This window comes from Clostridium estertheticum (assembly GCF_011065935.2).
GTDB lineage: Bacteria > Bacillota > Clostridia > Clostridiales > Clostridiaceae > Clostridium_AD > Clostridium_AD estertheticum_A.
In genome coordinates this window covers 473,946-497,903 of record NZ_JAAMNH020000001.1, presented here as the reverse complement: position 1 = coordinate 497,903, position 23,958 = coordinate 473,946, and the positions used below count along the sequence as shown (strand labels likewise).

23 protein-coding genes and 2 riboswitches are annotated in these 23,958 nt (G+C 32.2%); of the genes, 3 read left to right on the top strand and 20 right to left on the bottom strand.

What is annotated here, in order from left to right; all coding sequences use genetic code 11:
- Positions 1–5: 5 nt before the first annotated feature.
- Positions 6–338, bottom strand: a complete 333-nt coding sequence (locus tag G9F72_RS02315; protein WP_164959519.1) for a hypothetical protein — start codon at positions 336–338, stop codon at positions 6–8.
- 310 nt (positions 339–648) lie between these two features.
- On the opposite strand from G9F72_RS02315, the gene G9F72_RS02310 reads away from it, so the two are divergent.
- Complete coding sequence (locus G9F72_RS02310; RefSeq protein WP_164959520.1) at positions 649–927, top strand: hypothetical protein; 279 nt, start codon at positions 649–651, stop codon at positions 925–927.
- A 792-nt stretch (positions 928–1,719) separates the two neighbouring features.
- The gene (locus G9F72_RS02305) at positions 1,720–2,277 is read left to right on the top strand and encodes an OB-fold protein (protein ID WP_164959521.1); all 558 of its coding nucleotides are present in this window, start codon (positions 1,720–1,722) and stop codon (positions 2,275–2,277) included.
- 543 nt (positions 2,278–2,820) lie between these two features.
- On the opposite strand, the gene G9F72_RS02300 is transcribed toward G9F72_RS02305, so the two are convergent.
- The 6 genes from G9F72_RS02300 to groES all read right to left on the bottom strand — a co-directional run bounded on the left by G9F72_RS02300 (position 2,821) and on the right by groES (position 9,235).
- Complete coding sequence (locus tag G9F72_RS02300) at positions 2,821–3,210, bottom strand: recombinase family protein (RefSeq protein WP_164959522.1); 390 nt, start codon at positions 3,208–3,210, stop codon at positions 2,821–2,823.
- A 1-nt stretch (position 3,211) separates the two neighbouring features.
- Positions 3,212–3,451 carry a MerR family transcriptional regulator gene (locus G9F72_RS02295; protein ID WP_164959523.1) on the bottom strand — a complete coding sequence of 80 codons (240 nt, stop codon included), beginning with the start codon at positions 3,449–3,451 and terminating at the stop codon, positions 3,212–3,214.
- 213 nt (positions 3,452–3,664) lie between these two features.
- Positions 3,665–5,197: a glutamine-hydrolyzing GMP synthase gene (guaA, locus tag G9F72_RS02290; protein WP_164959524.1), complete on the bottom strand. Its 1,533-nt coding sequence runs from the start codon at positions 5,195–5,197 to the stop codon at positions 3,665–3,667.
- A gap of 72 nt (positions 5,198–5,269) precedes the next feature.
- Positions 5,270–6,724 (bottom strand): IMP dehydrogenase, encoded by a 1,455-nt coding sequence (gene guaB / locus G9F72_RS02285; protein ID WP_164959525.1) that lies wholly within the window; start codon positions 6,722–6,724, stop codon positions 5,270–5,272.
- Between the two features lie 210 nt (positions 6,725–6,934).
- Positions 6,935–7,032, bottom strand: a riboswitch (purine riboswitch).
- 175 nt (positions 7,033–7,207) lie between these two features.
- Positions 7,208–8,836, bottom strand: coding sequence for a chaperonin GroEL (gene groL, locus G9F72_RS02280; protein ID WP_164959526.1), 1,629 nt, complete (start codon positions 8,834–8,836; stop codon positions 7,208–7,210).
- A 111-nt stretch (positions 8,837–8,947) separates the two neighbouring features.
- Positions 8,948–9,235 carry a co-chaperone GroES gene (gene groES / locus G9F72_RS02275; RefSeq protein ID WP_164959527.1) on the bottom strand — a complete coding sequence of 96 codons (288 nt, stop codon included), beginning with the start codon at positions 9,233–9,235 and terminating at the stop codon, positions 8,948–8,950.
- Between the two features lie 350 nt (positions 9,236–9,585).
- Between groES and G9F72_RS02270 the strand changes: the two genes are divergently transcribed.
- Positions 9,586–10,242 (top strand): TIGR01906 family membrane protein, encoded by a 657-nt coding sequence (locus G9F72_RS02270; RefSeq protein WP_164959528.1) that lies wholly within the window; start codon positions 9,586–9,588, stop codon positions 10,240–10,242.
- A gap of 32 nt (positions 10,243–10,274) precedes the next feature.
- Here G9F72_RS02270 and G9F72_RS02265 read toward each other — a convergent pair whose 3' ends face one another.
- The 13 genes from G9F72_RS02265 to G9F72_RS02205 form a co-directional block, all read right to left on the bottom strand.
- A complete protein-coding gene (locus tag G9F72_RS02265; protein ID WP_164959529.1) occupies positions 10,275–10,988 on the bottom strand; it encodes a TVP38/TMEM64 family protein in 714 nt (237 codons plus the stop codon).
- Positions 10,989–11,063: 75 nt separating this feature from the next.
- A complete protein-coding gene (locus G9F72_RS02260) occupies positions 11,064–11,945 on the bottom strand; it encodes a DNA-3-methyladenine glycosylase family protein (RefSeq protein ID WP_164959530.1) in 882 nt (293 codons plus the stop codon).
- Positions 11,946–11,964: 19 nt separating this feature from the next.
- Positions 11,965–12,378, bottom strand: coding sequence for a C-GCAxxG-C-C family (seleno)protein (locus tag G9F72_RS02255; RefSeq protein ID WP_164959531.1), 414 nt, complete (start codon positions 12,376–12,378; stop codon positions 11,965–11,967).
- A 254-nt stretch (positions 12,379–12,632) separates the two neighbouring features.
- Positions 12,633–13,673, bottom strand: a complete 1,041-nt coding sequence (gap, locus tag G9F72_RS02250; RefSeq protein ID WP_164959532.1) for a type I glyceraldehyde-3-phosphate dehydrogenase — start codon at positions 13,671–13,673, stop codon at positions 12,633–12,635.
- Between the two features lie 328 nt (positions 13,674–14,001).
- On the bottom strand, positions 14,002–15,384 hold the full coding sequence (gene gltA / locus G9F72_RS02245) for an NADPH-dependent glutamate synthase (protein ID WP_164959533.1): 1,383 nt from the start codon (positions 15,382–15,384) through the stop codon (positions 14,002–14,004).
- Positions 15,384–16,253: a sulfide/dihydroorotate dehydrogenase-like FAD/NAD-binding protein gene (locus tag G9F72_RS02240; protein ID WP_164959534.1), complete on the bottom strand. Its 870-nt coding sequence runs from the start codon at positions 16,251–16,253 to the stop codon at positions 15,384–15,386. The genes gltA and G9F72_RS02240 overlap by 1 nt, the downstream gene beginning before the upstream one ends.
- 248 nt (positions 16,254–16,501) lie before the next feature.
- Positions 16,502–16,604: riboswitch (glycine riboswitch) on the bottom strand.
- Positions 16,605–16,794: 190 nt separating this feature from the next.
- The gene (locus G9F72_RS02235; protein ID WP_164959535.1) at positions 16,795–17,961 is read right to left on the bottom strand and encodes an iron-containing alcohol dehydrogenase; all 1,167 of its coding nucleotides are present in this window, start codon (positions 17,959–17,961) and stop codon (positions 16,795–16,797) included.
- Between the two features lie 211 nt (positions 17,962–18,172).
- Entirely contained in the window at positions 18,173–19,021 is an 849-nt protein-coding gene (locus G9F72_RS02230) for a 3-hydroxybutyryl-CoA dehydrogenase (protein WP_164959536.1), read from the bottom strand.
- 126 nt (positions 19,022–19,147) lie between these two features.
- Complete coding sequence (locus tag G9F72_RS02225) at positions 19,148–20,158, bottom strand: electron transfer flavoprotein subunit alpha/FixB family protein (RefSeq protein ID WP_224675926.1); 1,011 nt, start codon at positions 20,156–20,158, stop codon at positions 19,148–19,150.
- A gap of 14 nt (positions 20,159–20,172) precedes the next feature.
- Positions 20,173–20,955, bottom strand: coding sequence for an electron transfer flavoprotein subunit beta/FixA family protein (locus tag G9F72_RS02220; RefSeq protein WP_224675925.1), 783 nt, complete (start codon positions 20,953–20,955; stop codon positions 20,173–20,175).
- Positions 20,956–20,969: 14 nt separating this feature from the next.
- Complete coding sequence (locus tag G9F72_RS02215) at positions 20,970–22,109, bottom strand: acyl-CoA dehydrogenase (RefSeq protein WP_164956815.1); 1,140 nt, start codon at positions 22,107–22,109, stop codon at positions 20,970–20,972.
- Positions 22,110–22,183: 74 nt separating this feature from the next.
- Entirely contained in the window at positions 22,184–22,963 is a 780-nt protein-coding gene (locus G9F72_RS02210; protein ID WP_164956816.1) for a short-chain-enoyl-CoA hydratase, read from the bottom strand.
- 217 nt (positions 22,964–23,180) lie between these two features.
- Positions 23,181–23,819: a redox-sensing transcriptional repressor Rex gene (locus G9F72_RS02205; RefSeq protein ID WP_164956817.1), complete on the bottom strand. Its 639-nt coding sequence runs from the start codon at positions 23,817–23,819 to the stop codon at positions 23,181–23,183.
- Positions 23,820–23,958 lie beyond the last annotated feature (139 nt).

The window sequence follows — 23,958 nt, the reverse complement described above, 5'->3', positions numbered from 1 at the left end:
ACTATTTATTTAGTTGAAGCTTCAGTTAAAGTTGCAGCTGTAGATGGTGTAGCTAAAGTACCATCTTTAATCATCTTTTCATGTTGAGCTATTTCTTCTGCTGTAGCTTTTATTGCTGATGTACTTGCAGTTGCTGAAGTTGCTGTACCATCTTTAACCATCTTTTCATGTTGAGCTATTTCTTCAGCCGTGGCTTTTGTTGCTGTTGTAGTTAGTGTAGCTGCTATACTTGCTGTACCTAATTTATTTTCATTCTCATTTTGTGATGCAAAAGTAGTAGCTCCACCTACTGTTAATACTGCTACTAATGCTAGTGCTCCTAATTGTAATTTTTTCATTTTTTTGTCCTCCTAATATAATTTGTTACTTATTGCTAAGTACATTTTCATATTAGCATAGTCAATGTAAAATCAAGGTTAATTTTTATTTCTTAATGATATATTTAAATTATTTGTTGTCCTTTAGATATCCCCTTTTTCAATTTCATAACTCCCTCTATTATTTATTTAAAAACATTAAAAAAGTGGTTATGATATACCCATTTAATAGCATACAGCAGAACCACTTCCAAAGAAGAAAACTATAAAAGGTAAAACAACTTATACTCTATCCTGTGAAAAACCTTGTACTACATCCCCTTGTGGTAGAATGCATCATACTAATGTTAATGATAATTACAGATTAAATACTGTTATCCCAAGAGGATCAGATAAATGGATTCAGCTTTATAAAAAAAGAACAATAATAGAAAGAACAAACTTCATGGTAAAATTCCCTATGGGACTTGGATATACAAAGCTTAAAAATACAGTTTCCCTTAAGGTTGAAGTAATCCTCGCTGCAATAACACAACAAATTGTAATTTTGATTGCTGATAAGCTTGATAAAAAATCTCATCTCTTATCTATAAAATCTTTAATAGCCTAATCATTTTTTTTATGATTAAGTTAATGCTTATTAAGTTCGCTAAAATATCAGATAGATAGCACACTAAAATCTTTTAGAGTTTTGCAATCAGCTACTTAGTAATATCTTTAATTAATGATTTTTTCAACTATTTCATATTTATTACACACCCGAACCGACCATATATATATCCATTGTACAATTAATGGTATATAATTTCAATTTAAAAATTCTATTTTAATACCTTTAATGAATTTGATATTATTATGGTTTTTTAACTTAACATTTTTAGGGTATACCCTATATCAACAACCTTTTAATATGAACGTAACAGGGTAGAGTGTAGTATTCGCTATGATGACTTACACCCATTACACTTGATTTAAAGACATTACAGGGTCAAAAGGTGTCATAGTCCCCCTTTTATTAAACAATCTCTTAAAACAGAGCAAATGAAAGGTTTATCGGGACTACTCCGAACCTAATTGGATTATACGGTTTAATATAGTCAAATATAGTCAAATTAGACAGTTTGATATTAGATTTTTGTAATGGGTTAATGACGGTATGTCACTTATATTACAGGCACAGGCAAACCATTGACCATACACCCAATTACCCTATTTCGCCTTGTTTTGCCTATTTAATGCTCCGTAATCACATACTGTAATGAAAATATATTTCAAATAAATGGTATAATTTAATACATATAATTACAATTAAGGATTTCAATTGACACAATGCAAAAGATACAATATACTTGTGAATGGAAAATTAAATAAATAAATAAAAAAACAAAAGGTGGACAAACAAATGACAAAAATGGTAAATTGTAAGGCATGTAATAAAGAAATTGCAAAAGGTGTAAACAAATGCGTTCATTGTGGTAAAGACCAAAGAAACTTTTTTATGAAACATAAGGTATTAACTGTTATTTTAGCACTTGTTATTTTAGGTGGTATCGGCTCGGCAATGGGTGGAGATAAAGATAGTGCTAGTACAACTGCTCCTGCTACAAGTACAACTACTAAAGATAAACCTGTAGAAAAAAAGGTAGAAGCATTAAAGGTTTCGGCAGCTGATTTAGCAAAAGCATATGAAGCAAATGAAGTAAATGCAGATAAAAATTACAAAGATAAAACTATTGAAACAACAGGGAAAATAGACGATATTGGTGTTTTGCTTGGACAAACTTTCATTACTCTTTCAGCAGAAAAAGATTTTGCAATAACAAATGTTCAATGTTTCTTTGATGAAAAAACAGAAATTGATAAGATAGCTAGTTTGAAAAAAGGTGATAAAGTTACTATTCAAGGTGTTGTTGATGGAAAATCAATGAATGTCGGTGTCAATAAATGTACGTTAAAATAATTTTTAATGAAATGCAATTATAAAGAATGATATATTGCTTGAAATAATACCCTTGACCTTTTTAAAAAAGAGGTTGGGGGTATTATTTTTTCAACAATTATGTATCGCTACACTCCATGCTATTTAAAGTACCTTAGAATTGAGAATAAGGCACGTGTGGTGTACTGAATGCCTTATCCCTTCTATTTCTTGCAAAAACTAACGCAATTCCTTTTTCCTTTACTACAACGATATTACTTTTCATTTCTCTTCCTCCTAAATTTTATTTAAAATAAAAAATACTCCTGCAATGATTACAGGAGTTGAAATCTTCTTTTTGTATATAATTATATTTTTTGAGGTTGTAAAGTTCAAACTTGATTTAATTAGTATACTAAATAAGAATAAGAGAAAATGAAAAAAATGGCATAACCATGCCATTTACAGAGGTATTTTGGTATCAAATTCTATACACAGAATAGCAGGGTTGAACCCATGTGCATTAATCAATGCTCCTTGCTACAGATTGAAAAGCTACCTTCATAATTATATTCACCACCTGTTCTACTCAGCTTTATTTAGAGCTAATTCCTTTAAAGTCCTTTTAACTTTTCGCCCACCTCTAGCACCGTACAATTTAGCAGAAAAGCAGGTTATTATACTTATAATATCTTTAGTCATATCTTCGTTAACAGAGTTATTTTCATTACTTTCAACGAATTCTACAATTATCCCTAGGTTTTTTAGCATTATTATTAAATAGTTTAAACCAAATCTAGTTAAACTATCTGGATATTCTACAATTATTTTACTTATCCCATTTAAGTTAGATAACATTTTAATTAACTTTACCTTTTTGTCATTTAATCCTAAGGCTATTTCGCTATATGTCTCAATAACTTCATAATTTTTATTTAAGCAATATTCTTTTAATCTTTGAGTTTGTCTATCCAAATTACCGCTTACAAATTGTTTTTTTTGTAGAAACTCTTGAATATATATAAACTTTATTATCTATATTTACAGTGCTATTCGCAACTCTGCCGAGCGTTAAAGTTTCTATTTCGTCTAGTAAATACCTTCTATGACCTTTGGGAGTTTTATAACTTTTTAGTATCCCTTCTTTGTCCCACACTCTCATAGTTTTAGGTGTTAAAAATTGAGCAGCTTTTGTTATACTTACATATTCATGCATATACGATCACCTCTACTATTAGGTTAAACAATAATAGTATTTATATGTATATAAATGTTATTAAATGTTCATATATATTATAGCTGCTTATACCTCCTTTTTAAGGCACAAAAAATACAAAAGTGCCTTAAATTTATCTTAATTAAAAAATAAATCTAAGACACTTTTTATTTTATATAAACGTTGATATTACTGCATCTAGAGGAGTTTATCTTATTCCCACTCAATAGTTGAAGGCGGTTTTGAGGTTATGTCATAAACAATTCTGTTTACTCCTTTAACTTCATTAACAATCCTTCTAGACACCTTATCTAATACTTCGTATGGTATTCTCGACCAATCTGAAGTCATTCCATCTGAACTAGTTACAGCTCTTAGAGCAACTGTATGACAGTATGTTCGCTCATCTCCCATTACTCCAACGGATTGGATGTTAGGCAGACATGCAAAGTATTGCCATATTTCACTTTCTAGCCCTGCTTTAGCCACTTCATCTCTAAATATTGCGTCTGCTTCGCTAGTTATAAATAATTTTTCCGGTGTTATTTCTCCAAGCACTCTTATAGCAAGGCCTGGTCCTGGGAATGGCTGTCTCCACACAAGGTGGTGAGGAATTCCAAGTTCTTCTCCCACTGCTCTGACCTCATCTTTAAATAGTTCGCGTAGAGGCTCTATTAGTTTAAAGTGCATATCCTCTGGAAGTCCACCAACATTATGATGACTTTTTATAGTAGCAGAAGTTGCAGTACCACTTTCAACTACATCCGGATATATTGTGCCTTGCACAAGGAAATCTAATTGTCCAAGTTTATTAGACTCTTCTTCAAAAACTCTTATAAATTCTTCTCCAATTATCTTTCTCTTTTGCTCTGGATCACTTACGCCTTTAAGCTTACCTAAGAATCTATCTTGAACATTAACTCTTATTATATTCATATCAAATTCATCTTTAAATATTGTCTCAACTTGATCGCCTTCATCTTTTCTTAAAAGACCATGATCTACAAATACGCAAGTTAGCTGCTTACCTATTGCTTTATGTACAAGCATTGCGGCAACTGAAGAATCTACTCCTCCTGAAAAAGCACAAAGTACTTTTTTGTCTCCAACTAATTCGCGTATAGATTTAATTTTTTCTTCTGCGAAAGATGACATTGACCAATCACCCTTAACTTCGCATACACCATATAGGAACTTTCTAATCATTTCTTCACCAAAAAGAGTATGTTTTACTTCTGGGTGGAACTGAACTCCATAGAGTTTTTTAGAAACATTAGCCATAGCAGCTACTGGACAATCTTTAGAAGTTGCTATTATATCAAATCCTTCTGGCGCCATGGATATATGGTCTGTATGACTCATCCAGCATTGATTTTCTTCTATTCCTTTGAAAATAATAGCATCCTTACATAAGTCAACTTCTATTTTCCCATATTCACGAACATCAGGAGTTATAACTTTTCCACCAAAGGACTGTGCCATTAATTGAGCACCATAACATATTCCTAAAATAGGAACCCCCATCTCAAATATTTCTTTCTCCACTTTTGGAGCGCCCTGCGCATAAACACTATTTGGACCACCAGTGAATATTATACCTTTTGGATTCATATTTTTTATTTTTTCTGCAGAAAATGTGTAGGGTATTATCTCACAGTAAACATTATTTTCTCTAACTCTTCTTGCAATAAGTTGATTATATTGACCACCAAAGTCAACTACTAAAATTAATTCTCTATTGTTCAATGTTTTTCCTCCTATAACCTTAAGGCTTTTTCTTAACTATTTTTAGCTATTCTTAGCTATTTTCAGCTATTCTTAGCTGTTCACACTGTAATTTGGTGCTTCTTTTGTAATGTGCACATCATGTGGATGACTTTCTCTTAGCCCTGCCGAACTTTGTATAACAAAGGTTGAAGTCTCAAATAATTGTTCAAGGGTTGCAGATCCTAAATATCCCATCCCTGAACGTATACCACCAATCATCTGATATATAGTTTCAACAACAGTTCCTTTGAAAGCTATTCTTCCTTCTACGCCCTCAGGCACTAACTTTTTATTTCCTTCTTGGAAATATCTATCCTTACTTCCACAAGCCATAGCACTTAGTGAACCCATGCCTCTGTATACCTTATAGCTTCTTCCTTGGTAGATTTCCATTTCACCAGGTGCTTCTTCGCAACCTGCAAACATAGATCCCATCATAACCACTTTAGCCCCTGCTGCTAATGCCTTAACGATGTCTCCTGAGTACTTTATACCACCATCTGCAATTACAGGTACTCCATATTTATTCGCTTCGTAAACGCAATCCATAACTGCTGTGAGTTGTGGAACTCCTACTCCTGCTACAATTCTTGTAGTACAAATTGATCCAGGGCCTATGCCTACTTTTACACAATCTGCTCCTGCCTGGATTAAATCACGAGTTGCCTCAGCTGTTGCAATATTTCCTGCTATTATTTGAAGTTCTGGGTATTCAGATCTTATTTTCCTTACTCCGTCGATTACTCCTATATGATGACCATGAGCTGTATCTATATTTATTACATCTACTCCAGCCTTTACTAAGGCTTCTATTCTCGCCATCATATCGGAAGTTACTCCAACAGATGCGCCACATAATAATCTTCCTCTAGAATCCTTTGCAGCATTAGGAAATTTTATTGTTTTCTCTATATCTTTTATTGTAATAAGTCCTCTTAAATTATTTTCGCTATCTACTAAAGGTAACTTCTCTATTTTATGTTTTTTAAGAAGCTGCTTAGCCTCTTCCATGCTTGTTCCTTCTGATGCAGTAATTAAATTCTCACTTGTCATTATGTCTTTAATTTTTTTACTATAATCAGTTTCAAAAACTATATCTCTATTAGTAATTATTCCAACTAATTTACCATTAGTTGTAATTGGCACTCCTGATATTCTATATTTGCTCATTAATGCTAGTGCATCTTCTAAAATATTATCTGGAGATAGGAAGAACGGATCTGTAATTACACCATTTTCTTGTCTTTTAACTCTGTCTACTTCGATAGCTTGGCTTTCAATACTCATGTTCTTATGTATGATTCCTATTCCACCTTCTCTAGCCATAGCAATAGCCATTCTAGATTCAGTAACTGTGTCCATACCTGCACTTATTAGAGGTATGTTAAGTTTTATTTTTTTTGTAAGGTAAGTAACTAAGCTAACGTCCCTTGGTAAAACCTCTGACTTATTTGGAACTAATAATACATCATCAAATGTATATGCTTGTTTTAATATCTTTGCCATTTAATCAACACCCTTTCAGAATTCTATTTTATATAAATGAAAATAAAGAGACCAACATGCACACATGTTTTTTATTAAAGTGGGCCTTATTTATCTTTATAATTAGCATAAAAATATTTATATATACAACTTTTTAAAATTAATATAGAAAGTATAAAAAGGCATACCAATCCTACTTTGACTAAAGTAAAATTAGCATGCCTAAAATAAGTACACACTAAGATTACCCATAGTCGGAAATTTGTGGCTTCCGGTAGATACTCCTTGCCATATTCAAGGGATATACGAGTGACGTTATTTTTTTTAAAGTTAGTATTAATAATAGATAATGTTTGATAATTTGTCAATGGCAATTTCTTACCAAGGCAAATCATAATATTAAACAAGTCAGTCCATTAGAAACATATTAAAAGTATAAAAAAATTAACTAGGACTCAGCCTAGCTAATTTTTTATTTAAATATGTTTTTATTTTAATTTACTTTTAGTACATTCCGTCCATTCCCATTCCTGGTCCGCCACCCATTGGTGCTGCATTTTTTTCTGGAATATCTGCAACTGCAACTTCTGTTGTTAAGAATGTTGCTGCAACAGATGCGGCGTTTTGAAGTGCTGATCTTACAACCTTTGTAGGATCTACAATTCCTGCTTTTATCATATTTACCATTTCTCCACGTAGAGCGTCATATCCAACTTCTCCAGCGCTTTCTCTTACTTTTTCTATTATAACTGAAGCTTCTGCACCCGCATTTGTAGCTATTTGTCTTAATGGTTCTTCTAAAGCTCTTTTAATTATGTTGATACCCACTTGAACATCTGATATATCTGATGTTAATTTGGCAATCTCTATAATAGCATTAATATAAACTGTTCCGCCACCAGGAAGGATTCCCTCTTCAACTGCTGCTTTTGTAGCTGCAAGAGCATCTTCTATTCTTAGTTTCTTTTCTTTTAATTCAGTTTCAGTAGCAGCTCCAACTTTTATTACAGCTACTCCCCCTGCAAGTTTAGCAAGCCTTTCTTGCAATTTTTCTCTATCGAAATCCGATGTAGTTTCTTCAATTTGTCTCTTAATTTGAGAAACTCTATCATGTATTGAATCTTTTTCACCTTTTCCGTTTACTATTGTAGTGTTTTCTTTAGATATTTTAACACTTTCAGCTCTTCCTAGCATATCTAGAGTAACATCTTTTAATTCTCTTCCTAATTCTTCACAGATAACTTCTCCACCAGTTAAAATCGCTATATCTTGAAGCATTTCTTTTCTTCTATCACCAAAACCTGGAGCTTTAACAGCTACGCAAGTAAATGTTCCTCTTAATTTATTAACAACTAATGTACCTAGTGCTTCACCTTCAACATCTTCAGCAATTATTAATAACTTTCTTCCTTGTTGAACAATTTGCTCAAGTATTGGAAGTATATCTTGTATATTAGTAATTTTCTTATCTGTTATTAAAATATATGCTTCTTCAAGGTTTGCTTCCATTTTTTCTGCATCTGTAACCATATATGCACTTAAATATCCTCTATCAAACTGCATTCCTTCAACTACATCAAGTTCAGTTTCCATAGATTTTGATTCTTCAACAGTTATAACACCTTCATTACCTACTTTTTCCATAGCATCGGCTATTAGAGTTCCAATTTGTTCATCACTAGCTGATATTGCAGCTACTCTAGCTATATCTTCCTTACCGTTAACTGGTTTAGAAGATTTTTTAATTTCTTCAACAGCTTTATCTACAGCCATTTTTATACCAGTTCTTATTAACATAGGGTTGGCACCAGCCGTAACATTTTTAAGGCCTTCTCTTATAATAGCTTGAGCAAGAAGTGTAGCTGTAGTTGTTCCATCACCTGCTACGTCATTAGTCTTTGTAGCCACTTCTTTAACAAGTTGCGCTCCCATATTTTCATAAGGATCTTCTAATTCTATTTCTCTAGCTATAGTAACACCATCATTAGTTATTAATGGTGATCCAAATTTTTTATCTAAAATGACATTTCTTCCTTTGGGTCCTAGTGTAATTTTAACCGTATCTGCAAGCTTATCTACACCTCTTTGCATAGCTCTTCTTGCGTCTTCTCCAAATAATATACTTTTAGCCATTTAAAACCCTCCTATACGCTAATAATTAAGATAATTCAAAAATTAAATAATAATTATAAAATTATTATTTAATTATCGAATTATATTTTAATCATTATTACGTTTATTAAATTATTTTTCAATTATAGCTAGTATTTCTTCTTGTTTTAATATGATATATTCAATACCATCATATTTTATTTCGCTTCCTGAGTATTTAGAGAATAATATTTTATCCCCTACTGTAACTTCCATCTCAATTAGTTTACCATCCTCAACTTTTCCTGGTCCTACAGCAACTACCTCAGCTTCTTGTGGTTTTTCCTTTGAAGCTCCTGAAAGAAGTATTCCACTTTTTGTAGTTTCTTCTGCTTCTAATCTTTTAATTAATACTCTATCACTAAGTGGTCTAATGTTCATTTTAAACCCCTCCTTATATATTTTTATTTTTTCTGTTAGCACTCCGTACATCCGAGTGCTAACATGACCTGTAACTAATATACTAATTAATAATGGGTATAATATCAAATTCGTTTATTCTATATATTATACCATTTATAGCCAAATGGATAAACTATGCTTGTTTATCGTGGAATTCTATAGTTTATCTCTCGTTTACTTTATATTTCTATAATTTATATTATTATTGAATTCTAACAATATTTAATAAGTCTTTTTTGCAATTATAATCATTTAATCTGTCCTTTTGTAATTATAATTATTGAATATGCTTTCATATATTGTTAAAATTAATAATTAGGGGTGATTTTATGAATATAAAAACTTTTCTTAAATTTTTGTTAAAAACCTTTTTTATTTTTTGTTTTACTTTTTCTTTTATAACCTTAAGTGTATATTTCACTTTGCTTTTTAAGCCATTATACTATTCAGATATTAATATTTTAAATATTGAAGCTTCCACCAATATTAATAAAGAGGAATTAAAGGCTAATTACGACTATTTGATTACATATTTAACCAATAATAAAACTGAAGAATTTAACCTCCCAACACTACCTTCATCTGATCATGGCAAAATTCATTTTAAAGAAGTTAAGGTAATATTTGATAAACTTAAGGTAATGCTACTTTTCTCAATATTAGTAAGTATTGTAGGTATCCTTATAAACAAAAGGCAGAAAAAAATAAGGTATTTGTTAACTAGCTCCATAGTTTTAATAGTACTTCCAATAACGTTACTTATACCTTTTTTAATTAATTTTGATAGAAGTTTCACTATTTTTCATCAAATATTTTTCAATAATGATTACTGGCTATTTGATATTGCCACTGACCCAATAATAACAATCCTTCCACAGGATTTTTTCTTTCATTGCTCACTACTTATAATTTTGTCCATTAGTATAATCAGCATAGTTTTAAGATGCATATATAAATCACAATACAAAAAACAGCATTCTTTATAATACTTTAATATTAAATATGATTTCATTGATTTTTAATAAGTCTTTTTCTTTTTAATCATAGCCTTGATTATTGTATTCCCTTTGAATATTCCTAATAGGGATAAAATAGTCATGGTTATGCCTATAGTTATTAGACTTGTAACATCCCATGTATATATTTTTTGGCCAAAGTAAGAAGATATAAAAATACCTGGAACCCTACCTAATGTTGAATATATAAAGAAATCTTTAAAAGAAATATCTGATACTCCACATATATATGTTATGGCATCTTTTGGTATTCCTGGTATCAAAAAAAATATGAATACAACATTTTTTTTACTTCCTGCACTTAATATCTTTTTGAAAAATTTCACTTTCTTATTTAATATGATTTTTTCCACAAAGGGCCTACCATAGTTATTAGAGATAAAATATACTATTATACTTCCTAAGGTAATACCCATCAAAGATATTATTCCCCCTAAAAAAGCGCCAAAAATATACCCTCCAGCCACTTGTATAAATTCTCCTGGAATAAAAAAAACGACCACTTGCATAACCTGCATCAGAATGAAGACTAAAATACTGAAATTGCCATAAGAACGAATGACTTCTTTTAATATATTGGGGTTTTTAAATATATATGAATACTTGAAATAATATTCATATCCAACATATATGAAAAACAGCAAAAAAACTGATAGTACTACATATTGTTTATATTCAGAGAACCTTGTTGTGATGAACTCCCATATTTTTTTCATTGATTTTCATCCTCTTTATTATTATAAAATTCAACATCTATATATTCAATGTTATTTTGCTTAATTTTTATTATTTTATTCGATTTTAATATTATTCTCCCTTGCATAATAAAATAAATACTGTTGTGCAAACCCTGCCGTGTTTTCAAATTTATCCCTAGCAAAAATTCTTATTTTGGGTAGAGATACATCTGGTGCTAAATAAAAAAATTGCATTGCCCTCTTAACCCAGACATCCACTGGAAAAGCAGAATATTTTTGCATAGAAAATAACATAATACAATCCGAAACCTTTGGGCCAATACCCATAAGCTTTTGCAATTCTTCGTGGCATTTATCATCTTCCTCGGATTTAATAACTTCCAAATTTACTTCACCAGTATAAACCCTATGCACCGTATCTTTTACATACTTAGACCTGAACCCTAGCCCACAACTCTTTATATCTTCTAATGACGCAGCTTCTAAATCAGAAGCATTTGGAAAGGTATAGTAGGTTTCACCTTTATATTCTATTTCTTTGCCCCATCTTTTGCTCAAATTGTCTATGGCTCTTTTTATCATGGGGATTCTATTATTCGAAGAAATTATAAATGACATGGTTAGCTCAAAAGGCTCTTGCTGAAGTAGTCTAATCCCATATCCAAAATCAACAGATTTTTTAAGAAGAGGGTCCTTCTGAAATTCATCCTTGATAACTGTATAATCTCTTTTAAGGTCAAAATAATCACACCAAAGCGCATTAAATTCTTCCTCATTTATATTATATATTTTTACCTGAGTATCCTTCTTTTCTACTTCTATTACCTTACCGTATGCCACTCCTATGTAGTTACCACTCGCTTGTTTGTTCCATCTAAAACATTGGCCGCATTCGAAAATATGGTCTAATTCAAAATTCTCTACATCTTTTATAATGATGCCTTTATCAAATGATTCAATATTTTTATAATCCATAATTTTCCCTTTCCTTCGTTCAATTATTAATTTTTAATTCTCTTATAACAATTTCATCTAATATTTGTGCAGCAGTTTCAATCATAACCCTGCATCCAATATCCTGCTTTTTATATTCTTCCTTAAGCCTCGCACAATTATCTGTACCTAATTTTGCTTCAAACTTTTGAAAGAATTCCTGACAGAGCTTTTTAACCCTATCTCCTTCATGTGCTTTTTCTTTAGTGAATAGTATACCTATAACTGAAAGGGAGCCTGTTATAGCTCCACATACGCTCTCAACACCCATTCCACCACCAAAGGACGACATAGCTTTAAATGTTTCACTTTTTAAATTCATATTATATTCATCACTAGCAGCATAAATCATTACTTCAGAGCAACTCAAATCATACTCTTTAGTATAATATTTGTTTATTTTATCCATTAACATAAATATCCCCCCTACTTTATAATCTTTTATATAACCTTATTATATCAAATTATTAACCCTTAGTTGTGAATTTTTTGTATTTTTTAAGTTTTATGTAGGGACAGTTAACAACTATTGGACCTTTTAGTCCTTAAATGTCCAATAGTTGTTAACAGTCCCCACTGTTTTGTCCTTTTAAAGTAAAGAGGAACGGTGAACAATTATTAACTAATAAACTAGTTAATAATTGTTCACCGTCCCCGTTTCTTTTCAAGCTATCCTACCTTCTTCATATTCTTTTCAATTGCTATCTTACTTGCTACAAGATTTACTAAATCTACAGTTCTAGCTGAATATCCCCATTCATTATCATACCATGCTAGCACCTTTAAAATATTTTTGCCTATAACCATGGTTGAAAGTCCATCAACTATAGATGATCTATCATCACCCTTATAATCTATAGATACTAATGGTTTTTCTGAATAGCCTAATATGCCTTTAAGCTCATGTTGTGATGCATATTGGAATGCATTATTTACTTGTTCTACAGTTACTTCTTTTGACATTTCACATATAAGTTCTGTTATAGACACTGCTGCGGTAGGTACCCTTAAAGCTGACCCATTGATTTTGCCTTTAAGATTTGGAATTACCTTTGCAAGCGCTTTTGCAGCTCCAGTAGTTGTAGGAATTATTGACTCCCCCGCAGCTCTAGCACGTCTTAAATCTTTATGAGTTTTGTCTAATATTTTTTGATCATTAGTATAGGAGTGTATCGTTGTCATACATCCATTAACTATACCAAATTGTTCATCTAATACTTTAGTAAAAGGTGCAAGACAATTGGTAGTACAAGAAGCATTTGAAATAATATGGTGTTTTTGAGGGTTATACTTTTCGTCATTAACTCCCATAACTATTGTTATATCCTCATTTTTTGCTGGTGCGGTAATTACTACCTTTTTAGCCCCTGCTTCAATATGTTGCATAGCCTGTTCTCCATTTGTATATATCCCTGTTGATTCTATAACAAGACCTACACCTAGTTCCTTCCAAGGTAAATTTTTAGCTTCTTTTTCGTTAAACACTTTAATTTCCTTACCATTTATTATTAATGAGTTACCTTGCGTTTCTACTTTACCTTTAAATGTTCCATAACAAGAATCATAGGTAAAAAGGTGTGCAAGGGTTTCTACATCTGCTCTTGCATTTATAGCTACTATTTCTGCTCCTTCATATAAATTATCTTGTGCGATTCTTAATACAACCCTTCCTATTCTTCCAAACCCGTTTATAGCAATTTTTACACACATATTTACTCCTCCAATATATATCTTATTTCATGTATTGTGATACACTATTTCTTTATATAATTTGAAATACGCACATGTTTTCAGCATTTAATATAATATATTAAACCGTTTACAACTAAATGTAACATATATGATTTTATGTGCTACATTATTTATATCAATGTACTACACTTTTGTCAATAGTAAATGTTCGAGTAATTTTCTAAATTTGTGATTATATATACAATTAACTACATAATGCTTATGATTTCTTTTATTTTCTAAAAATGTAGATATTAAAAACAACTCCATAAACCTTAGTTTATGGAGTTGCTTTTGTTAAACTCTATTATTTTGTTAACATTTCATTTATAGCTTTAGCAGCTTTTTTGCCTGCTTCCATGGCCAATATAACTGTAGCCGCTCCTGAAACAGCATCTCCACCGGCGTATACATTCTTTTTAGAAGTTAAGCCAGTTTCATCTTCTGCAATTATACACTTCCATTTGTTAATTTCTAGGCCTTCTGTGGTTGATGCAATTAATGGATTTGGTGATGTTCCAAGAGACATTATAACTGTATCTACATCAATTATAAACTCTGAACCTTTAATTTCTATAGGTCTTCTTCTACCTGAAGCATCAGGCTCACCAAGTTCCATTCTTATACACTTCATGCCTATAACATTTCCTTTTTCATCTCCTAGAATCTCAACTGGATTCACAAGTAAATCCATTATAACTCCTTCTTCTTTTGCATGATGCACTTCTTCAGCTCTTGCTGGAAGTTCTGATTCTGATCTTCTGTATACTATATGACCCTCAGCACCTAGTCTTACTGCTGTACGTACAGAGTCCATTGCAACATTACCTCCACCTACAACAGCAACCTTGTTGCCTGTTCTAATAGGGGTTTGATAGCCTTCTTTATATGCTTTCATCAAATTGTTTCTAGTCAAATATTCATTAGCAGAAAATACTCCATTTAAATTTTCTCCGGGTATTCCCATGAACATTGGAAGTCCTGCACCTGAACCAATAAATACAGCCACAAAATTTTCTTCTTCCATTAATTGATTTATTGTTACAGTTCTTCCTACAATAACATTTGTTTCTATTTTAACTCCTAATTTTTTAACATTTTCAACTTCATGTTTAACAACTGTTTCTTTTGGCAATCTAAATTCTGGAATTCCATAAACCAAAACTCCCCCAGCTTCATGAAGTGCTTCAAAAATAGTTACATCATATCCATCTTTAGCTAGCTCTCCTGCACAAGTAAGTCCAGCAGGGCCGCTTCCTATTACTGCAATCTTCTTACCATTTTTAGGTTTTGTTTGTGAAATATCAACATTATGTACTCTTGAATAGTCACCTACAAATCTTTCAAGTTTACCTATAGCTACAGCTTCTCCCTTTATTCCAAGTATACATTTGCTTTCGCATTGGGTTTCTTGTGGACAGACTCTTCCACAAACAGCTGGTAATGCACTATATTCTGCTATTACTTTAACTGCTTCTTCAAATTCTCTATTCTTAACATGCTGAATAAACCCTGGAATATCTATTGCTACAGGACATTTAGTAACACACTTTGGATTTTTACAGTTTAAGCATCTTGTAGCTTCTTCAACTGCTTCATCTTCTGTATAACCTAGACATACTTCTTCAAAATTAGTTGCTCTTATTTTTGGATCTTGTTCAGATATTGGAACCCTCTTCATTCTATCCATTATTTAGCACCTCCCAGGCCACAGCCTGCTTTAATACCTTCATTTTTAGAAAATTCTTGTGTTTTGTACATTGTTTGTCTTCTCATTGCTTCTTCAAAATTAACCTTATGGCCATCAAATTCTGGTCCATCTACACAGGCAAACTTAGTCTCGCCATCTACAGTAAGTCTACAAGCTCCACACATACCTGTGCCATCTACCATAATTGGATTCATACTTACAATAGTTGTTATTCCAAGTTCTTCAGTTAATTTGCAAACAAATTTCATCATTATCATTGGTCCAATAGCAATAACTAAATCGTATTTCTTTCCTTCATTTTGGACTAATTCTTTTAATTTATTTGTAACAAGTCCTTTGAATCCATAAGAACCATCATCAGTACATGGATAAACGTTGCCTGCTACACTTTTCATTTCTTTTTCCATAATCACATATTCTTCAGCCTTTGCACCTATTATTACATCTGCTTTTACGCCTTGCTCATTTAACCATTTAACTTGAGGATATACTGGAGCTGTTCCAAGTCCACCTGCTATAAAAATGATTTTCTTGTTTTTTAGCTCTTCAATGCTTTCACTCATTAATTCTGATGCTTGTCCAAGTGGTCCTACAAAATCTAAAAATGAATCACCAACTTCATAGTTTTCCATTTCTTTCGTTGAACAACCTATTGTTTGAACTACTATAGTCACCGTTCCTCTTTCAGTATCATAGTCAGAAATTGTGAGTGGTATTCTTTCACCTTTTTCATCCATTTTGATAATTACAAATTGACCTGGTTTAGCTGATTTAGCTACTCTTGGCGCCTCAATATCCATTAAAAATATTTGAGGTGCTAATGCTCTTTTCTCAACGATTTTATACATTTTTCTTCCTCCATGTTCATCTATGATTTTGTCTATTTATAGTAAGTACATTAAAAACACAATTATTGTAAATATATAATGCTCAGTATAACTTTATTTTACCACAAAGAGTTAAAGTCTATGGCTTAACATCCATTTTTCATAACATATTTATTAGTAAAACGATTTCAGGATTCATTGAATTGATATTTCTTTCTGCATACCTAAATTAAATAGACAGGCAGTAAAGAGCATAGGAACACTAATGCTACTCACTACCTGTCCTTTTATCTGAAAGTTTCCTCAAAATATTAACCTATTTGAGTTTCTTCTTCGATGCCCATTTTAATGGATCTCTCCAGGAACATGTCCAATTATTGTACTCAACCTGAAAGCTTCTGAGTAATTCCTAGCAAAATTTACTCATTTCTTCTTCGGTTACCCCAAAGTATATGGGATATCTCCAACAATTATCATCCACCAATATTAAATTACATTTATATTTTAAATCTTTCTAGAGCTATAGTCAACATAAACTCCATATTTTAATAGTCACCTGCGGTTAAAAATTAACTTTTTCTCCTGTAAATGTGCATGTAAACACTTTTTTCATTTCATCAACATTTATTGATCTTGGGTTAGATCCTGTGCATGCATCTTTTATAGCATTTTCAGCCATAAAATCTACATTTGCTTCAAATTCTTCTTTAGTTATTCCATATTCAGCTAAAGAACAGGGGATATTCATAACTTTATTTAAATCTCTTATCATATTAGTTAATGAATCTATTAATTCATCTTGCGATTTTCCACTTAAATTTAAGTTTCTTGCTATTGTAGCATATCTATCTCCACAAGCTTTTTTATTAAAATCTATAACATATGGGAGGAATATTGCGTTTGCGAGGCCATGAGGAATATGTAATACAGCTCCTGTTTTATGTGCCATACTATGAGCAATTCCTAGTAGTGCATTTGAAAATGCCATTCCAGCTAAGCATTGCGCAATATGCATTTCATTTCTTGCTTCATCATTTCCTTCAAAGGACTTTAATAAATTTTCTTTAATCATAGTTATAGCTTGCATTGCAAGTGGGTCTGAAAAACTTGAATGAAGTCCTGCTACATAAGCTTCAATTGCATGAGTTAATGCATCCATGCCTGTATGTGCTACTAACATAGGTGGCATTGTTTGAGCAAGTGCAGGATCAACTATTGCTATATCTGGTGTTAAGTTGAAATCTGCTAGTGGATATTTTATTTTTGCTTTATAGTCAGTAATTACTGAAAATGCTGTAACCTCAGTTGCTGTTCCACTAGTTGATGGTATAGCTATAAATTTAGCTTTTTGTCTTAGCTCTGGAAGACCAAAGGGTATAACCGCTTGTTCAAAAGTAAATTCTGGATATTCATAGAAAATCCACATAGCCTTTGCTGCATCTATTGGTGAACCCCCACCGATTGATACTATTAAGTCTGGCTGAAATTCTCTCATTACTGCTGCACCATTCATTACCGTTTCTACTGATGGATCTGGTTCTACTCCAGTAATATGCTTAACTTCAATTCCTGCTTCTTTTAAATAAGCTTCAACCTTATCTAAGAATCCGAATTTTTTCATAGAGCTTCCACCAGTAACTATTACTGCTTTTTTACCCTTTATAGTTTTCAAAACTTCTAATGAATTTTCTCCAAAATAAATGTCTCTTGGTAGCGTAAATCTGTTCATTATATACCCCTCCATTTTTAATATAATAGTATTTATCTATATATTTACTTAGCAACTTTATATTTTTCCCAAGACATCGTTAACGATATATCTTTAACAATGCAAGTAACCATTTAATTGTTAATCTTATTTATATAAAACAATATTTAGAGAGCATTACAACTCATTATAAGTTATAATACTCTCTAAATTCATCCTTCAAAATATGATCTTATCTTGTATAATTAAAGAATCCACTTTTAGTTTTTCTTCCTAAGAATCCACCTCTAACATATTTTCTTAAAAGGCTATGAGCCCTGTACTTAGAGTCTCCAGTTTCTTTATATAAAACATCCATTATAGCAAGACATACGTCAAGTCCTATAAGGTCTCCAAGTGCTAATGGTCCCATTGGGTGATTAGCTCCTAGCATCATTGCTTTATCGATATCTTCTGCAGTTGCAATACCTTCTGCAAGTATGCCTACAGCTTCATTGACCATTGGTATTAGTATTCTGTTTACCACAAATCCTGGTGCCTCTTCAACTTGTACAGGGTCTTTTCCAATAGCTATAGCTACTTCTTTAACTGCATCGAAAGTTTCAGTTGATGTAGCCATTCCTTTAATTATTTCTACAAGCTTCATCATTGGAGCTGGATTAAAGAAATGCATTCCTATAACTTTGTCAGGTCTATTTGTAGCAGTTCCTACTTCTGTTATAGAAAGTGAAGATGTATTTGATGCTAAAATAGTTTCTGGTTTACAGATTGTACCGAGCTCTGCGAAAATTTGTTTCTTAATTTCCATGTTTTCAACAGCAGCTTCAACTACTAAATCACAATCTGATGCTAAACCCATATCAGTAGTTCCTGTAATTCTTGAAAGTATTTCTTCCATTTTTTCTACTGTCATTTTTTCCTTGCTAACTAATCTTTCTAAATTCTTTTTGATTCCAGCAAGTCCTTTATCTACAAATTCATCTTTGATATCTCTCATTATTACTTCATATCCCTTAGCTGCAAATGTTTGAACAATACCTGCTCCCATAGTTCCAGCTCCAAGTACAAAAATCTTTTCCATAATAACACACTCCTCGAATTTTAGTTTGTTTGAAAATAAAAGTAGTATCTATTTTTAAAACTTACTCTAATACTAAATTTTAGCATTAGAGCAAGTTCACTTTAATTAAATCTATTTTAAATTGAATTATTTATCTTCGTTTAATGCATTGATTTGAGCTACCATTTCTGGAAGTACCTTTGTGTAATCCCCAGCTATTGCAATATCTGCAACTTTCATGATAGGTGCTGTTGCATCTTTGTTTATAGCTATTATAAAATCAGATTCTTGCATACCAGCTAAATGCTGAATTGCCCCTGATATACCACAAGCTATATATACAGTTGGTCTAACTGTTTTCCCTGTTTGTCCAACTTGAAGTGATTTATCTACCCAACCATTTTCAACTGCTGCTCTAGATCCTCCAACAACTCCGCCAAGGCTAGATGCTAGAGTTTCGAGTAGTGCGAAGTTTTCTTTAGATCCAACTCCACGACCACCAGATACGATGATGTTAGCTTCTCCGATATCTGCTATATCTTTAGCAAGTTTTACAACTTCTAAAGTTTTAGTTCTGATATCAGCTTCTGTTAGGTTTACAGTAACCTTTTCAATAATGCAGGTTCTATTTTTATCTTTAGCTAATTTTTCAAAAACTCCTGGTCTAATAGTAGCCATTTGTGGCCTATGATCTCCACAAACTATAGTAGCCATTAGGTTTCCTCCAAATGCTGGTCTTGTCATAAGTAGATTTTTAGTTTCTGTATCTATATCTAAAGAAGTACAATCAGCTGTAAGTCCTGTTGCAAGTCTTGCTGATACTCTTGGTCCTAAATCTCTTCCTAAATAACTTGCTCCGATAAAAATTATTTCTGGTTTTCGCTCGCTGGCTAGTTCACAAATAACTTTTGCATAGGCATCAGTTGAAAAGTGGCCGAGTAATGGACTCTCAGCTACTATTACTTTATCAGCGCCATAAGCTACGAGTTCGCGAACCATAGCATCTGTTTTGTCTCCAAGCACTACAGCTGTTAACTCTTCGCCTAATTTATTAGCTATTTCACGTCCCTTACCTAAAATTTCAAGTGATACCTTTTGAAGTTCTCCGTCTCTTTGCTCAGCAAAGACCCAGACTCCTTTATAATCTTCTATATTCATTGCTTGATCCCTCCTTAAATAAAGTGGTTTTCTTTTAATTTTGAAACTACATATTGAGCTGCTTCTTTAGGTGGTAACTTTACAAGTTCTCCATTTCCTTTAGGTTCTTTAGTCATAGACTTTTTAACCTTTGTTGGTGAACCGCTTAGACCTAGAAGAGCTTTGTCTGCATCAATATTGTCTGCATTCCAAACTTTAACTTCTTTATTTTGGTACATATCAAAAATGTTTTTTATGTTCATATATCTTGGCTGATTTAATTCTTTTATAGCTGTTAAAAGAACTGGAGATTTTACTTCTATGTCTTCATATCCATCTTCCCAAGCTTTTCTAACTTTTAATCCACCCTTAATTACTTCAACTTTTTCAACGTAAGTTATTTGTGGAAGACCTAAGTGTTCTGCTATTTCTGGACCAACTTGCGCTGTATCTCCATCTATAGCTTGTCTACCTGCAAAAACAATGTCGTAGTCTAATTTTCTTAAAGTTGCTGCCAGGGCATGAGATGTAGCTAATGTATCTGCTCCTGCAAAGGCTCTGTCAGATACTAATATTGCGGCGTCCGCTCCCATAGCTAGTGCTTCTCTTAGTGCTTTTTCTGCTTGTGGTGGTCCCATACTTATAACTGTTATATGGGCACCATTGCTATCTTTTAATCTTAATGCTTCTTCTAGTGCATTTTTATCATCTGGATTTATAATGGATGGAACTCCTTCTCTTATAAGGGTTCCTGTCTTTGGATCTATTTTAACTTCATTTGTATCTGGAACTTGTTTTAAACATACAACTATATTCATTTCTTAAACCCCTCCTACTTTAATAAGTTTCCAGCGATAACCATTTTTTGAACTTGTGAAGTTCCTTCATAAATCTCAGTTATCTTAGCATCTCTCATCATTCTTTCTACTGGGTATTCTTTTGTATATCCATATCCACCGAAGATTTGAACAGCTTTAGTTGTAACTTCCATAGCTGTTTCTGATGCATATAATTTTGCTCTAGCAGCTTCTACACTATATGGAAGACCATTATCCTTGTTCCATGCTGCCTTATATACTAAAAGTTTTGAAGCTTCAACTTTAACATCTAGTTCTGCCATCATCCATTGAAGTCCTTGGAATGCTGATAATGGTTTCCCAAATTGTTTTCTTTCTTTCATGTATTTAGCTGCTGCTTCTAGTGCACCTTCTGCAATTCCTAGTGCTTGAGCTGCTATACCAATTCTTCCTCCGTCAAGAGTTTTCATTGCTATACCAAATCCTCTTCCTTCTTTTCCCAGCATATTTTCTTTTGGAACTATACAGTTTTCAAATATAAGCTCACCAGTTGAAGATGCTCTTATTCCTAATTTATCTTCTAATTTACCAATTGAGAATCCAGGAAACTCTTTTTCAACTATGAAAGCAGTAATTCCTTTTGTTCCTTTGCTCTTATCAGTCATAGCAAAGACTATAAATAAATCTGCTACTGCAGCATTAGTGATAAATATTTTTGAACCATTTAATATATAATTATCTCCGTCTAAAATTGCTGTAGTTTGTTGCTCAGACGCATCTGTTCCTGCATTAGGTTCAGTTAATCCAAAAGCACCTAATTTTTCACCTTTTGCAAGTGGAATTAAGTATTTGTTCTTTTGCTCTAATGTTCCAAACATATCTATTGGGCCAGCACATAATGAAGTATGGGCTGAAAGTATAACTCCCGTAGTTCCACATGCTTTTGATAGTTCTTCAACAGCAATAGCGTAAGATAAATTGTCTCCGCCAGCTCCACCAAATTCAGTAGAAATTGGAATACCAAGCATATTATATCTAGCCATTTTCTCTACAGTTTCTGTAGGGAATCTTTCTGTTCTATCAATTTCCGCAGCTATTGGTTCAACTTCATTTATTGTAAATTCCCTTACCATTTGTTTTACAAATTCTTGTTGTTTTGTCAATGAAAAATCCATAAATCTTCCTCCTCGCTATTCTCTGAGAAAGATAACAATTGTTAACTTTCTCTTGTTTTTATAGAAAATTATATTTATTTATTTTTAAAGCATTTTTCTGATTTTTCAAGAAATGCTATCATTCCACTTTTTTGGTCTTCAGTCGCGAAACATTCTCCGAAAATCTCAGCTTCATAAATTAAAGCTGTATCTATATCCATTTGCATACCCCTATTAATTGCTGTTTTACACAATTTAACAGCTATAGGTGCGTTGCTTGCAATTTTCTTAGCTAATAGTTTTGCTTCTTCAATTAAATTTTCAGGTTCTACTACCTTATTAACAAGCCCTATTCTTAAGGCTTCCTCTGCATTGATAATTTCCGCAGTAAATAATAATTGTTTAGCCATACCCATACCTACAAGTCTAGCTAGTCTTTGAGTACCTCCAAATCCAGGTGTAATTCCAAGTCCGGTCTCAGGTTGTCCAAATTTTGCTTTTGCTGAAGCTATTCTGATATCGCAAGCCATAGAAAGCTCACAACCTCCACCTAGCGCAAAACCGTTTACTGCTGCTATTATAGGTTTTTCTAAAGTTTCTAGTTTTCTAAATACTTTGTTTCCTAAATTTCCAAATCTTCTAGCGCCCATTACATCAAGATCTTTCATTTCTGAGATATCAGCTCCTGCAACGAAAGCTTTTCCCTCTCCTGTTATAATCACTGCGTAAATTTGGTCATCACTAGCAATTTCATCAATTGCGAGTTCTAGCTCTTTTAATGTTTCTGTGTTTAATGCATTTAGAGCTTTGGGTCTACTAATTGTAATAACTGCAACTCTGTCTTCTTTTTGAAGAACAACATTTTTGTATTCCACAATAATCCACTCCTTACGAATTAATCCATATTAACCATTTGTTAATAATATAACAATTGTTAATAATATAACAATTGAAAATCAAAAAAAATAGTTGAAGCACTTTACTTCAACTACAGTATATATCTTTATGGTACTTATTTCAATAAAAAATCACTTTTTTATTTTAAAACAGTATTTTTTAAGTTTTAATTTTGCTATGTATTACACCATAATTTTATGGATATGTCCTGTCATTCATTAAGCAACTAAGAGTTAGAAGACTTTCACTTAAATGTACATTTTCCACTATTATTTCTTCCGATACCTCTAAATCCACAGGTGCAAAATTCCATATACCCTTAACCCCATTTGTTACCATCATATCAGCAACTACTTGCGCATTGTTTTTAGACACACAGATTACACCAATATCTATTGGTGTAGATTTAAGAAATTCCACTAATTTATCTATGTCACTTACTTCAACATCTCTAATTTTGAGTCCTATTAGCTTTGGGTTAATATCAAAAATACCTACTAAATTAAATGCTAACTTTTCAAAACGTGTATAATTGGCAATAGCTTGCCCTATATTGCCAGCTCCTATTATTATCATCTTATACTCTTTTGATAATCCAAGTATTCCACTTATTTCATTTAATAATTCTTTTACATTATATCCGTATCCCTGTTGTCCAAAATCTCCAAAACAGTTCAGGTCTTGTCTAATTTGAGATGCTGTAAACCCAATTTTTTCCCCTAATTCTTTTGAGGATATCCTATCTACATCATTTTTTAAAAGTTCTCTTAAGTATCTATGGTATTTAGGCAATCTTTTAATAACTGCCATTGATATATTCTTTTTTCTTTCCACAGTTTACACCCCTCCACCAACATCATAAATTTCATATTATTTATTTTACCACACTATTAGAATTTAACACTACTTTTTATTACAAAATTAATAGTTCTTATGTTATTTTTGCCATTTTACTTTGTTTCTACACTGTTTT

Coding starts and splice junctions, on each gene's coding strand:
- G9F72_RS02215 (WP_164956815.1), bottom strand. CDS start 22,109: ATGGATTTTTCATTGACAAAACAACAAGAATTTGTAAAACAAATGGTA.
- G9F72_RS02260 (WP_164959530.1), bottom strand. CDS start 11,945: ATGGATTATAAAAATATTGAATCATTTGATAAAGGCATCATTATAAAA.
- G9F72_RS02270 (WP_164959528.1), top strand. CDS start 9,586: ATGAATATAAAAACTTTTCTTAAATTTTTGTTAAAAACCTTTTTTATT.
- guaB (WP_164959525.1), bottom strand. CDS start 6,724: ATGGCAAAGATATTAAAACAAGCATATACATTTGATGATGTATTATTA.
- G9F72_RS02220 (WP_224675925.1), bottom strand. CDS start 20,955: ATGAATATAGTTGTATGTTTAAAACAAGTTCCAGATACAAATGAAGTT.
- gap (WP_164959532.1), bottom strand. CDS start 13,673: ATGTGTGTAAAAATTGCTATAAACGGGTTTGGAAGAATAGGAAGGGTT.
- groES (WP_164959527.1), bottom strand. CDS start 9,235: ATGAACATTAGACCACTTAGTGATAGAGTATTAATTAAAAGATTAGAA.
- G9F72_RS02265 (WP_164959529.1), bottom strand. CDS start 10,988: ATGAAAAAAATATGGGAGTTCATCACAACAAGGTTCTCTGAATATAAA.
- G9F72_RS02255 (WP_164959531.1), bottom strand. CDS start 12,378: ATGTTAATGGATAAAATAAACAAATATTATACTAAAGAGTATGATTTG.
- G9F72_RS02305 (WP_164959521.1), top strand. CDS start 1,720: ATGACAAAAATGGTAAATTGTAAGGCATGTAATAAAGAAATTGCAAAA.
- G9F72_RS02310 (WP_164959520.1), top strand. CDS start 649: ATGCATCATACTAATGTTAATGATAATTACAGATTAAATACTGTTATC.
- G9F72_RS02225 (WP_224675926.1), bottom strand. CDS start 20,158: ATGAATATAGAAGATTATAAAGGAGTCTGGGTCTTTGCTGAGCAAAGA.
- G9F72_RS02230 (WP_164959536.1), bottom strand. CDS start 19,021: ATGGAAAAGATTTTTGTACTTGGAGCTGGAACTATGGGAGCAGGTATT.
- G9F72_RS02315 (WP_164959519.1), bottom strand. CDS start 338: ATGAAAAAATTACAATTAGGAGCACTAGCATTAGTAGCAGTATTAACA.
- G9F72_RS02235 (WP_164959535.1), bottom strand. CDS start 17,961: ATGAACAGATTTACGCTACCAAGAGACATTTATTTTGGAGAAAATTCA.
- gltA (WP_164959533.1), bottom strand. CDS start 15,384: ATGGATAGAATGAAGAGGGTTCCAATATCTGAACAAGATCCAAAAATA.
- G9F72_RS02240 (WP_164959534.1), bottom strand. CDS start 16,253: ATGTATAAAATCGTTGAGAAAAGAGCATTAGCACCTCAAATATTTTTA.
- groL (WP_164959526.1), bottom strand. CDS start 8,836: ATGGCTAAAAGTATATTATTTGGAGAAGACGCAAGAAGAGCTATGCAA.
- G9F72_RS02295 (WP_164959523.1), bottom strand. CDS start 3,451: ATGCATGAATATGTAAGTATAACAAAAGCTGCTCAATTTTTAACACCT.